We start from the raw sequence: 13,005 nt of genomic DNA, 5'->3' as shown, positions 1-13,005 counted from the left end.
ATGTAAAGTCTTACCTCAGGCAGGCATGCACAAATGAAGTTTAAAAGAAACGCTGGCAAAAAAACGACGTCCGGAAAAAGATATCCCGGATTTTTTCTGCCATCAAGATTTATTGCAGAAGCGCTATCCTTGGTACCTTGTAGCAAGGATTATTTCCCTGTATTTGCAAAGAGGTCTTTATGAAAAAATATGCTCCAATTGACATATTAAAAGTCAAAACATATTCCATAGAGACCCGCAACAACAAGGTCAATGTCGATGATCATTTCGGCCAGCCAGTGAAACCAGGCATGACCTGCTTCGATTTGCTCGGTGCCATGCCGAAACTTCTCGGCGCTGACTCATTGCGCGCCGTTGCTGAAAAGATTGTTGAGGCTCGCAGGAAAGATCGCCCTGTTGTTCTGGCGATGGGCGGACACGTCATCAAGTGCGGCTTGCAGCCGACCCTCAAGGCCCTCATTGATGCCGATGTCATTACAGCAGTGGCCATGAACGGTTCTGCGTCAATCCATGATTTCGAAGTGTCCCTGGTCGGCGCAACTTCAGAAGAGGTCGGCGATGTCCTGCACTCGGGTGACTTCGGCTTCTCCGATGAAACGGGCGCTGGCATGAACCGGGCAATCAAAGCCGGCCTGGACAGAGGAATTGGTTTTGCTCAGGCTGTTGGCGAATGGATTATAGCGAAAGAGCACCCCTTTAAAGAATACAGCCTTATCGCATCCTGTGTGGAAAAAGGTTTGCCCGTAACGGCCCATGTCGCCATGGGGACGGACATCATTCACCAGCATCCCGAAATGGATGGCGCTGTGACTGGTGAAATGAGTATTCGGGATTTTCGCCTGATCACATCTGTCGTTGCCGATCTGGGTGACGGGGGCGTCTGGCTGAATGTCGGTTCTGCTGTCATCATGCCCGAAATTTTCCTGAAAGCGTTGTCTATCGCCCAGAATCTTGGCCACCATGTCGATAATTTCACAACGGCGAACTTCGATATGAACCAACACTATCGTCCGATGCAGAATGTCATCAAACGGCCGACCTCAGGTAGCGGCAAGGGCTATTCGATTGTCGGACATCATGAAATCAACATTCCTCTGTTGGCTGCTGCCATTCTCGACAAGCTTGGCAAGGGAGCCTGAAATTATGTCCATGGATAGAGTATTGATAGAATCGTTTCTCGAAGGTGTCGCCAAGACCAGAGCGCTGATCCTTGGTGACCTGATGCTTGATGAATATATATGGGGAACTGTGGATCGGATCAGCCCTGAGGCTCCGGTTCAGATCGTTGAAGTCAAGCGCAAGGAACTGCGCCTCGGTGGCGCCGGAAATGTCATCAATAACCTGCTCACCCTTAACTGCCAGGTTGATGTCGTCAGTGTCGTAGGCGATGACGATGATGGCCAGTTCCTGCTGCGAAGACTTGCCGAGCGGGGTGTCCACAAACATGGTGTGTTTAGCCAAGCGGGGAGGGTTACCAGCCGCAAAACACGCGTTCTGGCCAGCAACCAGCAGATTGTCAGGATCGATCAGGAAACCCGTGCGGAGATCTCTTCGGCGAGCGAGGATAGAATCCTTAAGTATCTGCAGGCTTCTGTTTCTTCTCTTGATGTCATCTATCTCTCTGATTATCAAAAGGGAGTCATGACAGATCGTCTTCTTAAGGAAGTGATTGCCATAGGCCGGGAAGCAAATGTTCCCGTTCTTGTCGATCCGAAAGGAGATGATTACAGTAAATATAAAGGCGCGACATTACTGACGCCCAACCGTAAAGAGGCCCAACAGGCTACGGGAATCTTGATTACCGATGAAGCCAGTATGCTGAAAGCAGGTCAAAAATTGCGAGCAGAACTGGAATTGGAAGCATTGGTCCTTACGCGCAGTGAAGAGGGGATGACAGTTTTCTCCTCTGATGGGGAAATCAATCTGCCGACTGTTGCTCGTGAAGTCTATGATGTTTCCGGGGCCGGGGATACTGTCCTGTCTTTGTTTGGCCTAGGGATGGCGCAGAAGTTGCCTTTGGCTTGTTCTGCCGGTCTGGCCAACCTCGCTGCCGGGATTGCTGTTGGCAAGGTCGGGACCTCAACGGTCAGCATTCAGGAGATACTTGATACGGTCGGCGCACAGCAGCATGAATCGGATCAGAAGATCTGCGCTTCCTCTCTTCTGCAGAACATCCTTGCCGGCGATCGGCAGAGAGGCAAGACCATCGTTTTTACTAACGGCTGTTTCGATCTGCTCCACGTCGGGCACGTCAAGTACCTGCAGGCAGCACGGCAACTCGGCGACTTGCTGGTGCTCGGACTGAACTCAGACGACTCGATCAAACGCCTTAAAGGACCCAACAGACCTTTGATTGGCGAGTCTGAAAGAGCCCATATCCTCGCTGCGCTTGATTGTATCGACTACGTGGTTGTTTTTGATGAAGATACTCCGCTGGAGTTGATTACAGCCTTGCGGCCGGATGTCCTCGTTAAGGGCGGTGACTACACCCCTGAAGGTGTCGTCGGCCGTGAAATCGTTGAGAGCTATGGCGGTCGGGTCGAGTTGATCAATTTTGTTGATGGTAAATCGACAACGAATATTATCAATAAGATCCTCGAGTCATACCAGGACTGAACATCGTTCCGCTTGAATAATAAGCTAGGAGAGTGAGTTTGCAGATTTCACATCAGCTGAGGCTCTGGAATAAACGCCGTAAACTGGGACGAGAAAAACCACAACTCTATCTTTTCCCGGAGCATAAATTTGGTTATATACAGATCCCCAAGGTGGCCAGTCGTTCGATCCGTGTCGCTGTAACCGCCCATGTCTCCGGATCCATTCCCGACCAGAATTTTGCCAAGAAGCTGGTAAGAGAATACGAGACTCGTTATGCAAGACACCTGCAACAAGAGCAGATTGCAAAGTTGTCTGATCAATATTTTCTCTTCGCTTTTGTCCGTAACCCTTATGACAGGATTTACTCTTGCTACAAGAACAAGATCGAAGATGTCAGGAATTATGGCGGCCGCAATATATTTGAAAAACATGGTGTTGCACTCGATATGTCCTTCGAAGATTTTGTTCGCCTGGTCGCAACCCTGCCTGATGATAAATCAGATCGGCACTTTCGCTCGCAAGCCTGGTTCCTCACATGGCAGAACAGCCTTCTGCCCGCTTTCGTTGGGAAACTCGAGCAGTTGAATGAAGATTGGCAGGAACTGCAGAGGCGTTTCAAACTTGCGCCTCCACCGCAAATCAACGTCAGCAGCAAGAAGGCTCTTCCCGAAATGAACGTCGAGACGAGGGAACTGATTTGCAGGCGATATGCAGATGATTTCAAGCTCTTTGGCTATCAAACCTGAGCGATTCTGTCTTTTTGATGGCTCAGAGTCCAATCCAGTGACTCAACTGCCCCAATAGACAATTGTTTTCGAGGTTGTGTTTGGCTTGGATACACCCGTGGAAGTTGTCGCTGCGATACGTCCAGATATCCTTGTCAAGGGTGGGGACTACACTCTGGACAGTGTGGTTGACAAAGAGTTGGTGGAAATCTATGGAGGCCGAGTGGAGTTGATTGATTTTGTTGATTGAAAGTCCATCACTGGCACCATTGAAAAAATTCTTCAGCAGCACAGTGAAGATAGATAGTAATTATGTTAAAGTTTTAAACAGTTTTAATTGAGATATTTGTGTGATAAATCAAATAAATCTGTTGGATAGCCTCTGCTGAATAATTGTAGCAGAATACAATATGCAAATGAATGCTCTCCTCTATGTAATGCTTGCTTTCTCATTTTGCAAAATATCAAGAATGGATTTTTGATTTGCAGTATGAAACAAAACAACGCTCTATCCTCAAAGCCATTTCCTGGAGAACCTGGGCGACAATCACCACAGCGGTGATCGTTTTTATCTTCACCGGTGAATTCGCCCTGGCGATCACCGTGGGACTTTTCGAAGTCATTGCCAAGATGGGTCTCTACTTCTTCCACGAACGCCTCTGGCAAAAAATTCGCTTCGGCAAAAAAGAAGTCCCTTCTTTTGTTCTCTGGTTCACCGGCCTGCCTTGTTCCGGGAAAAAAGCAGTTGCAGACAAGGTCTATCAGGAGTTACTAAAGGACCATCTAAAGGTTGAGCGTCTTGACAGTAATGATGTTCGGCCTTTGTTTCCTGAGACCGGATTTGCACCGGAGGAGGTTAACCTCCACGTTAAGCGTGCTGGACATCTCTGTGCTATGCTCCAGAAAAATGGTGTTATCGTGGTCGCTTCTTTTGTCTCTCCCTTCGCGCAAAGCCGGAACTTTGCCCGCAGTGTTGCCAAAAATTTCGTTGAAGTTTATATGAAGTCAACCGTCGACGCATGCGTGCAGCGCGATGAGAAAGGCCATTACGCTAAGGCCCGTAGAGGTGAGTATCAGCATTTTCCAGGGGTGGATGCGGCCTATGATGTGCCGGAACAAGCTGAGATTACAGTTGAAGTCGATCATGTCTCGACGGAAGATGCTGTCAAACAGATAACTGATTATTTGCAGAATAATTTCTTGAAAAATAGCTAATTTAGCTTACCGTTTGCAGTTTGCAGTTTGCGGTTTTAAGTGTTCCTGACCACTGACCACTGACCATTGACCACTGACCATTGACCACTGACCATTGACCACTGACCACTGACCACTGACCACTGATTACTGATTACTGATTACTGATTACTGATTACTGATTACTGATTACTGATTACTGATTACTGATTACTGATTACTGATTACTGATAACCAAAGGTTCTTCCCATGAAAATCGAAATGACCCATCTGCGTCAACTCGAGGCAGAAAGCATCCATATCATCCGCGAGGTTGCGGCCGAATTTGAGAATCCGGTCATGCTTTACTCCATAGGCAAGGATTCTGCGGTCATGCTTCATCTGGCCAAGAAGGCTTTTTTCCCCTCAAAGATTCCGTTTCCTTTGATGCATGTCGATACGACCTGGAAGTTTCGCGAGATGATCGAATTTCGTGAGCGGATGCGTAAAGAATACGATTTTGACCTGCTGGTTTATACTAATGAAGAAGGCGCCCGCCAGGGAATCAACCCCTTTACACACGGAAGTGCGCTATACACCGATATCATGAAGACCGAGGGCCTAAAGCAAGGTCTCGACAAATACAAGTTCGATGCGGCTTTTGGAGGGGCACGTCGCGACGAAGAGAAATCGCGTGCTAAAGAACGTATTTTCTCATTCCGAAGTGAAAACCATCGTTGGGACCCGAAGAACCAACGTCCTGAGCTCTGGAACCTTTACAACGCCAAAGTTAAACCGGGTGAGAGCATCCGCTCCTTTCCTCTTTCCAATTGGACCGAGCTCGATATCTGGCAGTACATCTACCTCGAAGAGATCCCCATTGTTCCTCTCTATTACTCAAAGGTGCGGCCAGTCGTAGAACGTGACGGAATGCTGATCCTGATCGATGACGATCGCATCAAACTTAAACCTGGTGAAGAAGTGCAGATGAAATCAGTACGTTTCCGTACCCTCGGCTGTTATCCGTTGACTGGCGCAGTTGAGTCAACGGCGGCCACTTTGCCGGAGATTATCCAGGAGATGCTCTTGACGCGGACTTCGGAACGGCAGGGGCGTCTCATCGACTATGATTCTGCTGGTTCGATGGAGAAGAAGAAGCAAGAAGGCTATTTCTGATCAAAGAGCAGGAATATACTTCTTGTTTATTAGTGTGCAGTTGTCAATAGTCAGAAAACTGATAGCTGATAACTGATAACTGATAACTGATAACTGATAACTGATAACTGATAACTGATAACTGATAACTGATAACTGATAACTGATAACTGGAGTTTCGCATGGCTCACCAGTCTGATCTGATAGCGGAAGACATCGCCGCATATTTAAAAACCCAGGAACAGAAACAGATGCTGCGCTTCATCACCTGCGGGAGTGTTGACGATGGCAAGAGTACCCTGATCGGACGTCTTCTTTGGGACTCAAAACTCGTTTTTGAGGATCAGCTGGCTGCCCTCGAAGTCGATAGCAAGAAGGTCGGCACTCAGGGCGAAGAAATAGACTACGCGTTACTCCTTGATGGCTTGCAGGCAGAACGTGAGCAGGGTATCACCATCGACGTAGCTTACCGTTTCTTCTCAACCGACAAGCGCAAGTTCATCGTCGCCGATACCCCCGGACACGAGCAATACACCAGGAATATGGTCACCGGAGCTTCGACCGCCGAGGTAGCTATTATCCTGATAGATGCGCGTAAAGGTGTCCTTATCCAGACCCGTCGTCACAGCTTTTTGACGTCTCTGGTTGGTATCCGCAAGGTGGTATTGGCGATCAACAAGATGGACCTGGTTGACTATTCGCAGGCCCAATATCAGTCCATTATAGATGAATACAAGCTTTTTGCCGCGGACCTTGGTTTCGAAGAAATCTGTTGTATTCCAATCTCGGCTCTTAAGGGTGACAATATCATCAATGCCAGTGAGCGTACTCCTTGGTATAAGGGCCCAACACTGATGCATCATCTGGAGTATGTCGAGATTAGTGATAACGCTCTGAACAAGTCGTTTCGGATGCGGGTACAGTGGGTCAATCGTCCCAATCTAGATTTCCGTGGTTTCTCTGGGACCATCGCCTCGGGAATCGTTAAACCGGGCGATGAATTGGTCGTCCCTTCGTCAGGGCAGGTCAGCAAGGTGGCGAGAATCGTCACCATGGATGGGGATCTCTCTGAGGCCGTTGCAGGCCAGGCCGTTACCATCACCCTGGAAGACGAGATCGATATCAGTCGCGGAGATATGCTCTGCTGCCCTGAACAGCGCCCCTCATACGCCGATCAGTTCATGGCACATCTGGTCTGGATGCACGAAGACGCACTGCTGCCGGGCCGTAGTTACCTACTCAAGGCCGGTTCCGCGACGGTCCCGGCTCATATCAGCGCGCTTAAACATAAGGTCAACGTCAATACCCTGCAGCACGAGCCTGCCAAGACCCTCGAACTCAACGAAGTCGGTGTCTGCAATATCAGCCTGACCAAGCCGATTTCCTGCGATCCCTACCAGGAAAATCGCTCCACCGGCAACTTTATCCTTATCGATCGTTTTACCAATGCCACGGTCGGCGCCGGCATGATTGATTTCCCGCTGCGCCGTGCCACCAATATCCATTGGCAGTCGATTGATATCAACAAGCAGAGCCGTGCCGAGATGAACGACCAGCAACCCAAGGTGCTCTGGTTCACCGGCCTTTCAGGGGCCGGCAAGTCGACCATCGCTAACCTGGTGGAAAAAAAATTGCACAGTCTCGGCAAGCGTACCTATCTCCTCGATGGTGACAATGTCCGTCACGGTCTCAATCGCGACCTCGGTTTCACCGATGCTGATCGTGTTGAAAATATCCGGCGTATCGCTGAAACCGCCAGGTTGTTCGTGGACGCCGGGATGATTGTTTTGACGTCTTTCATTTCTCCCTTCAAGAGTGAACGTAGGTTGGCCCGCGAACTGCTGGAAGAAGGTGAGTTTGTAGAAATTTTTGTCAATACCCCGCTTGAAATCTGCGAAGTCCGCGACCCTAAAGGCTTGTACAAAAAAGCCAGAGCAGGGGAGTTGCCGAACTTTACCGGCATTGATTCCGACTATGAGCCACCGGAAAATCCGGAAATCGAGGTCGAAGCCGGAACACGGTCGGCTGATGACATTGCAGAAGAAATTGTTAACGCTATTCTCAGTTAGAAACTGAGAAAGCGTTAGCTATCAGTTGTCAGCTTTCAGTCTTCAGTTTAAATCATACTGACACCTGACACCTGACACCTGACACCTGACACCTGACACCTGACACCTGACACCTGACAACTGACAACTGACAACTGACAACTGACACCTGACAACTGACAACTGACAACTGACAACTGACAACTGACAACTGACAACTGACAACTGACAACTGACAACTGACAACTGACAACTGACAACTGAGTTATGTAAATGAAAATCGACATAAAAAAAGTATGCAGAATCGCCAAAGAAGCTGGCAAGGCCATTTTGTCCGTTTACGATGGTGAAATCGAAGTCGAAATGAAAGACGACCAGTCGCCTTTAACTGCTGCCGACAAGGCTTCACATGAGGTGATCGTTGCTGGCTTGAGGCAACATTTTCCGGAAATCCCCATCCTGTCAGAAGAGGGCGCTGATATCCCTTATGAAGAGCGTAAGGGTTGGTCACGATTCTGGTGTGTCGATCCGTTGGACGGCACCAAGGAATTCATCAAACGCAATGGGGAATTTACGGTCAATATAGCTTTGATTGAAGATGGCCGACCGTTTGCCGGTGTTGTTTATGTCCCGGTTCAAGACAAGATGTATTATGGGACTTTGGGGGCTGGAGGCTGGAGGCTGGAGGCTGGGGGTAAGCCGGAACAAATAATGGTGCGTGAGGCGGATCCAGAAGCTGGGTTGACGGTGGTCATGAGTCGTTCGCATCCTTCACCTGATCTTGAGGCTTATCTGAAGGACATCAAGGTCGCTGAGGCAATGCCGGTGGGTAGTTCTCTCAAGCTGTGTGTCGTTGCTGAAGGCCTGGCCGACCTCTATCCACGCCTGGGGCCGACTATGGAGTGGGATACGGCGGCAGGGCATGCAGTTGTCGAAGCTGCCGGGGGAACTGTCCTTCAGTCAAATGGCCAAGCACTTGTATACAATAAACAAAACCTGCTCAATCCTTATTTCATAGTGTCGGGAAGGTTGAGGTAACTTTGAGCCATCCTCCTGTCTCAATCATTAAAAATGACCACACCCGTCGAGCCGTTTTTCTCGACCGTGACGGTACCATCAACATCGAGAAGGACTATCTTCATAAAATCGAAGATTTCGAGTTCATTCCTGGTGCCCCCGAAGCGATAAAAAAACTGAAAGATGCTGGTTTTCTAGTGATTGTCGTCAGTAACCAGTCCGGTGTTGCACGGGGCTATTTTGACGAAGACTCTGTCAATCAACTCCATCAGCACATTCAAACCGAACTAGCTGGTTACGGTACGTCAATTGACGATTTTTATTTCTGCCCACATCACCCCGATAAAGGTCTTGGTGTTTACAAGGCCGCCTGCAACTGTCGGAAAGGCAACCCTGGCATGTTGTTGCAAGCTTCCCGTGAACATGATATCGATTTGTCCAAATCTTATATGGTCGGTGACAAATTAGCAGATATTGAGGCCGGTCAAAGAGCTGGTTGCAAGACTCTGCTGGTATTGACCGGCTATGGAGCAGCGACATCGTCCAAGTTGGTAACCGAGGCCGTGAAGAGATGTTTAGATCTTGGTTGTGCGGCGTCGTTGATAATGGAAGACTTGAACGGGTGCTGATAGCTTCAAAAAAATTTAGTTTAGTCCTTCTACGAGCACATACTCTTCGGAATCCCCAAATAACACCAGAGGCTGATTGACACTTTGAAATCTTGTACTTGAAGTCCGTTCTCTGTATTGCTGCCGTAGCCACTCCTACAGTTGCAAACAACCGATTGAGTGTTTTTAGTTTTTATATGCAAAAACTTGTAGCCCCTGGTTGTGGAAGTTTTGATTCTGAAAGGCTCTGTTGTTTGGTTAATATGGAGAATCTGCCTCTCGTAACCAAAGTGTTGCAACGTTAAATCCGATTGACTGTCATTCTTTCAGATTAAATCGACTGGTATTGAAACATTCTCTTGACTCTTAGCCTTCACGAAACATATAAAGAAAAATTATTCTTTTTGGGGGATAACTTTAGATGAATGAAGATTTGAAGGTGCCAACTGTGATTTCAATCGACTCAATCGTGAATCGTAAAGCAAAAATTGCCGTCATCGGTCTTGGTTATGTCGGTCTTCCTTTGGCCGCTGCTTTCGGCCACAAGGTTGATGTGATCGGTTTCGATATCGACGAACGTAAAATGGCACAATTGAGTGATGGTATGGATGCCACCGGCGAGCTGACCTTGGAGCAGCTGGCTGCAACACAGATTGATTACACCACTGAACCGGCGCGGCTTAAAGACGCACAGTTCCTTATCGTCACAGTACCAACTCCGATCGATGGCAACAATAATCCCGACCTGCGACCGATCGAATCGGCCAGTCGCATGATTGGGTCGAACCTGGCGCAAGGCAGTATTATTGTCTACGAGTCGACTGTTTACCCTGGGGTGACTGAGGAGGTCGCCGTACCGATTCTTGAAGAAATGTCTGGGTTGAAGTGTGGTGTTGATTTCAAGGTCGGTTACTCACCTGAGCGAATCAATCCGGGTGATAAAGTCCATACCGTTGACAAGATCATCAAGGTGGTTTCAGGGCAGGATGCTGAAACTCTGGAAACTGTCGCCCAGGTTTACGAACTTGTGGTGACTGTCGGTGTGCATCGCGCTGCCAGCATCAAGGTTGCCGAGGCAGCTAAGGTGATCGAGAACACCCAGCGTGACCTGAATATTGCCTTGATGAACGAGTTGGCGCTGATCTTTGGCCGTATGGATATCTCTACACGCGATGTCCTTGCTGCGGCCGGTACCAAGTGGAATTTTCTCCCCTTTACCCCTGGTTTGGTCGGTGGTCACTGCATCGGTGTCGATCCCTACTATCTTACGCACAAAGCAGAACAGGTTGGCTACCATCCTCAAGTCATCCTCGCTGGCCGGCGCATCAACGATGGCATGGGCAAATTCGTTGCTGAACAAACTGTCAAGCAATTGATTGTTGCCGACAAGGCGGTTAAGGGCGCTCGGATCTTGGTGCTTGGTTTGACCTTTAAAGAAAACTGCCCCGACATCCGCAATACCAAGGTGGTTGATATCGTAACTGAACTCAAGGAGTATGGCGTTGAGGTTTTAGTGCACGATCCTATGGCCGATTCTGCTGAGGTGCAGCATGAATATGGTTTCGGTCTGGTGGATTTGGAAGGGCTTGCCCCTGTTGATGGGATTATCTGGGCCGTTGCCCATACTGCCTTTGCGAAAATTATTCCCGAAGATCTGAAGCGACTTTGTCGTAACGGTAATGGACCCGGAGTGGTGATGGATGTGAAGGGTGTGTTGCAGCGCGAGGACGTTGTGAAAGCAGGCTTGGGCTACTGGAGTTTGTAGCTCAGAGGCTTAGAGAATTTATGGAATATTGATGAACGCTGAAGGGGTATGATTCATAAATTAACATCTGTGCTTCTATCGTTTTAAAGACTCGTAAACTACAGCCGTAGAGGTTTGGCAGAGTGCTAATAAAATAGAAACGTCGTAAACGCGCACCAAAAATGATCTTGAGTTCAAATAATAAAGAGGAAAACGTAATATGAATGATGAGAATTTAAAAGAGCTTGAAAACACGGCGCCTAAGAACTTTGCATTGGTGGGGGCCGGGGGCTACATTGCGCCTCGACATATGAAAGCGATTAGAGATACAGGGAATAAGCTTGTTGCCGCAATGGACCCTTCGGATTCGGTTGGTATCCTTGATAGCTTCTCTCAGGACATTGCGTTTTTTACCGAATTTGAACGTTTTGACAGACATGTGGACAAATTGCATCGTCAGGGGGAGGCGCAGAGAGTTCACTACGTGAGTATCTGCTCGCCGAACTATCTCCATGATTCTCATATTCGTTTTGCCCTCCGTTCAGGCGCTGATGCTATCTGCGAAAAACCTATTGTTCTCAACCCTTGGAATGTTGATGCGCTTACAGAAATTGAGAGAGAAACTGGCGGTAAAATCTACAATATTCTGCAGTTGAGAACACACCCTTCTATCATTGAGTTAAAAGAGAAAGTTGCCAAGGCAAAGAAAAAAGAGAAGTACGAAATCGACCTGACCTACATGACGTCGCGCGGTCGTTGGTACTTTACGTCATGGAAGGGTGACCATTCAAAATCAGGTGGAGTTGCCAGTAATATAGGGGTTCACTTCTTTGATATGTTGATGTGGATTTTCGGCGAAGCCAAACACCACGAAGTTCATTTGGCTGAAGATGGCAGAACAGCTGGTTTTCTTGAACTTGAGAAAGCCAATGTACGTTGGTTCCTTTCGGTAGACCGTAACGATTTGCCAGCAGAGGCTGTGGCTGCCGGTAAGGCCACGTACCGTTCGATTACTGTTGATGGTGAAGAGTTTGAATTCTCTGAAGGGTTCACCGATTTACATACCATTGTTTACCAGGAGATCCTGGCTGGCAGAGGCTTTGGCTTGGAAGATGCTAGACCCTCCATCAACTTAGTCTATGAGTTGAGGAATTCCATTGCTACTCCAATTGATAGTGAGCACTGTCATCCTTTGGTTGCTAAACGCTAAAGTGCCTATGAAGAGGTAGTTATATGTCTGACTTTTTTGTTCACGAATCATCCTATGTTGATGAGGGTGCCGAGATTGGTTCCGGAACCAAGATCTGGCATTTTTCCCACGTGATGCCAGGTGCAAAAATTGGCGAAAGGTGTAGCTTTGGGCAAAATACTTTTATCGCCAATGACGTTGTTATCGGTAATAACGTAAAAGTTCAGAATAATGTCTCTATTTACGAAGGTATCACGATAGAGGACGATGTTTTTCTTGGGCCTTCCTGTGTGCTTACCAATGTCACCAACCCCCGATCTCAGGTTCTCAGGCGGTCACTGTACGAAAAGACTCTGTTACGTCGTGGATGCTCTATTGGAGCAAATGCAACTCTTACAAGTGGTATTGTAATTGGCCGTTATTCTTTTATCGCGGCCGGTGCCGTAGTGTTAAAGGATGTGCCTGATTATGCCCTGATGATTGGTGTCCCGGCACGTCAAAAGGGATGGATGAGCAGACATGGGCATATGCTCAAAAAATCCGATGCCGATGGAGTTATGCTTTGCCCCGAGAGCGGACTTCGATATCAATTCGTAACAACAAACGATAAGCAATCAACAGAATCTCTTCGTTGCCTCGATCTTGATGAGGAAGCATCTTTACCTGAAGAAATGTCAAAAGGAAGTATTTTTTATGAAGATCTAAAATAAGTAACTTCTGACGGATTAGGCTAGTTATTGTGGAGTCC

Annotated in this window: 12 protein-coding genes; all 12 read left to right on the top strand. The window is 48.0% G+C overall.

Annotated features, from left to right (window positions below; translation table 11 throughout):
* The first annotated feature begins 179 nt into the window (after positions 1 to 179).
* On the top strand, positions 180 to 1,139 hold the full coding sequence (locus tag P9J64_05120; GenBank protein ID MDG5467702.1) for a hypothetical protein: 960 nt from the start codon (positions 180 to 182) through the stop codon (positions 1,137 to 1,139).
* 10 nt (positions 1,140 to 1,149) lie between these two features.
* Entirely contained in the window at positions 1,150 to 2,616 is a 1,467-nt protein-coding gene (gene rfaE1 / locus P9J64_05115; protein ID MDG5467701.1) for a D-glycero-beta-D-manno-heptose-7-phosphate kinase, read from the top strand.
* A 38-nt stretch (positions 2,617 to 2,654) separates the two neighbouring features.
* Positions 2,655 to 3,344 (top strand): sulfotransferase family protein, encoded by a 690-nt coding sequence (locus P9J64_05110; protein ID MDG5467700.1) that lies wholly within the window; start codon positions 2,655 to 2,657, stop codon positions 3,342 to 3,344.
* A 97-nt stretch (positions 3,345 to 3,441) separates the two neighbouring features.
* Positions 3,442 to 3,573 carry a hypothetical protein gene (locus tag P9J64_05105; protein ID MDG5467699.1) on the top strand — a complete coding sequence of 44 codons (132 nt, stop codon included), beginning with the start codon at positions 3,442 to 3,444 and terminating at the stop codon, positions 3,571 to 3,573.
* Positions 3,574 to 3,806: 233 nt separating this feature from the next.
* Positions 3,807 to 4,538 carry an adenylyl-sulfate kinase gene (cysC, locus tag P9J64_05100; GenBank protein MDG5467698.1) on the top strand — a complete coding sequence of 244 codons (732 nt, stop codon included), beginning with the start codon at positions 3,807 to 3,809 and terminating at the stop codon, positions 4,536 to 4,538.
* A 228-nt stretch (positions 4,539 to 4,766) separates the two neighbouring features.
* The gene (gene cysD, locus P9J64_05095; GenBank protein ID MDG5467697.1) at positions 4,767 to 5,672 is read left to right on the top strand and encodes a sulfate adenylyltransferase subunit CysD; all 906 of its coding nucleotides are present in this window, start codon (positions 4,767 to 4,769) and stop codon (positions 5,670 to 5,672) included.
* A gap of 161 nt (positions 5,673 to 5,833) precedes the next feature.
* Positions 5,834 to 7,720 (top strand): sulfate adenylyltransferase subunit CysN, encoded by a 1,887-nt coding sequence (cysN, locus tag P9J64_05090; GenBank protein MDG5467696.1) that lies wholly within the window; start codon positions 5,834 to 5,836, stop codon positions 7,718 to 7,720.
* A 252-nt stretch (positions 7,721 to 7,972) separates the two neighbouring features.
* Complete coding sequence (gene cysQ / locus P9J64_05085; protein MDG5467695.1) at positions 7,973 to 8,737, top strand: 3'(2'),5'-bisphosphate nucleotidase CysQ; 765 nt, start codon at positions 7,973 to 7,975, stop codon at positions 8,735 to 8,737.
* 2 nt (positions 8,738 to 8,739) lie between these two features.
* Complete coding sequence (gene gmhB, locus P9J64_05080) at positions 8,740 to 9,345, top strand: D-glycero-beta-D-manno-heptose 1,7-bisphosphate 7-phosphatase (GenBank protein ID MDG5467694.1); 606 nt, start codon at positions 8,740 to 8,742, stop codon at positions 9,343 to 9,345.
* Positions 9,346 to 9,772: 427 nt separating this feature from the next.
* A complete protein-coding gene (locus P9J64_05075) occupies positions 9,773 to 11,089 on the top strand; it encodes a nucleotide sugar dehydrogenase (GenBank protein MDG5467693.1) in 1,317 nt (438 codons plus the stop codon).
* Between the two features lie 199 nt (positions 11,090 to 11,288).
* The gene (locus P9J64_05070; protein ID MDG5467692.1) at positions 11,289 to 12,278 is read left to right on the top strand and encodes a Gfo/Idh/MocA family oxidoreductase; all 990 of its coding nucleotides are present in this window, start codon (positions 11,289 to 11,291) and stop codon (positions 12,276 to 12,278) included.
* 23 nt (positions 12,279 to 12,301) lie between these two features.
* Positions 12,302 to 12,967, top strand: coding sequence for an acyltransferase (locus P9J64_05065; protein MDG5467691.1), 666 nt, complete (start codon positions 12,302 to 12,304; stop codon positions 12,965 to 12,967).
* Positions 12,968 to 13,005: the final 38 nt, after the last annotated feature.

Source organism: Deltaproteobacteria bacterium IMCC39524, assembly GCA_029667085.1.
In the GTDB taxonomy this organism is placed as follows: domain Bacteria; phylum Desulfobacterota; class Desulfuromonadia; order Desulfuromonadales; family BM103; genus M0040.
The sequence above is the reverse complement of the archived record's forward strand: the minus strand, read 5'-3'. Positions and strand labels throughout refer to the sequence as shown.

Excerpts from the sequence above, each read along its gene's own strand:
- P9J64_05065 (MDG5467691.1), top strand. The coding sequence starts at position 12,302 with ATGTCTGACTTTTTTGTTCACGAATCATCCTATGTTGATGAGGGTGCC.
- P9J64_05120 (MDG5467702.1), top strand. The coding sequence starts at position 180 with ATGAAAAAATATGCTCCAATTGACATATTAAAAGTCAAAACATATTCC.
- cysN (MDG5467696.1), top strand. The coding sequence starts at position 5,834 with ATGGCTCACCAGTCTGATCTGATAGCGGAAGACATCGCCGCATATTTA.
- cysQ (MDG5467695.1), top strand. The coding sequence starts at position 7,973 with ATGAAAATCGACATAAAAAAAGTATGCAGAATCGCCAAAGAAGCTGGC.
- P9J64_05070 (MDG5467692.1), top strand. The coding sequence starts at position 11,289 with ATGAATGATGAGAATTTAAAAGAGCTTGAAAACACGGCGCCTAAGAAC.
- rfaE1 (MDG5467701.1), top strand. The coding sequence starts at position 1,150 with ATGGATAGAGTATTGATAGAATCGTTTCTCGAAGGTGTCGCCAAGACC.
- cysD (MDG5467697.1), top strand. The coding sequence starts at position 4,767 with ATGAAAATCGAAATGACCCATCTGCGTCAACTCGAGGCAGAAAGCATC.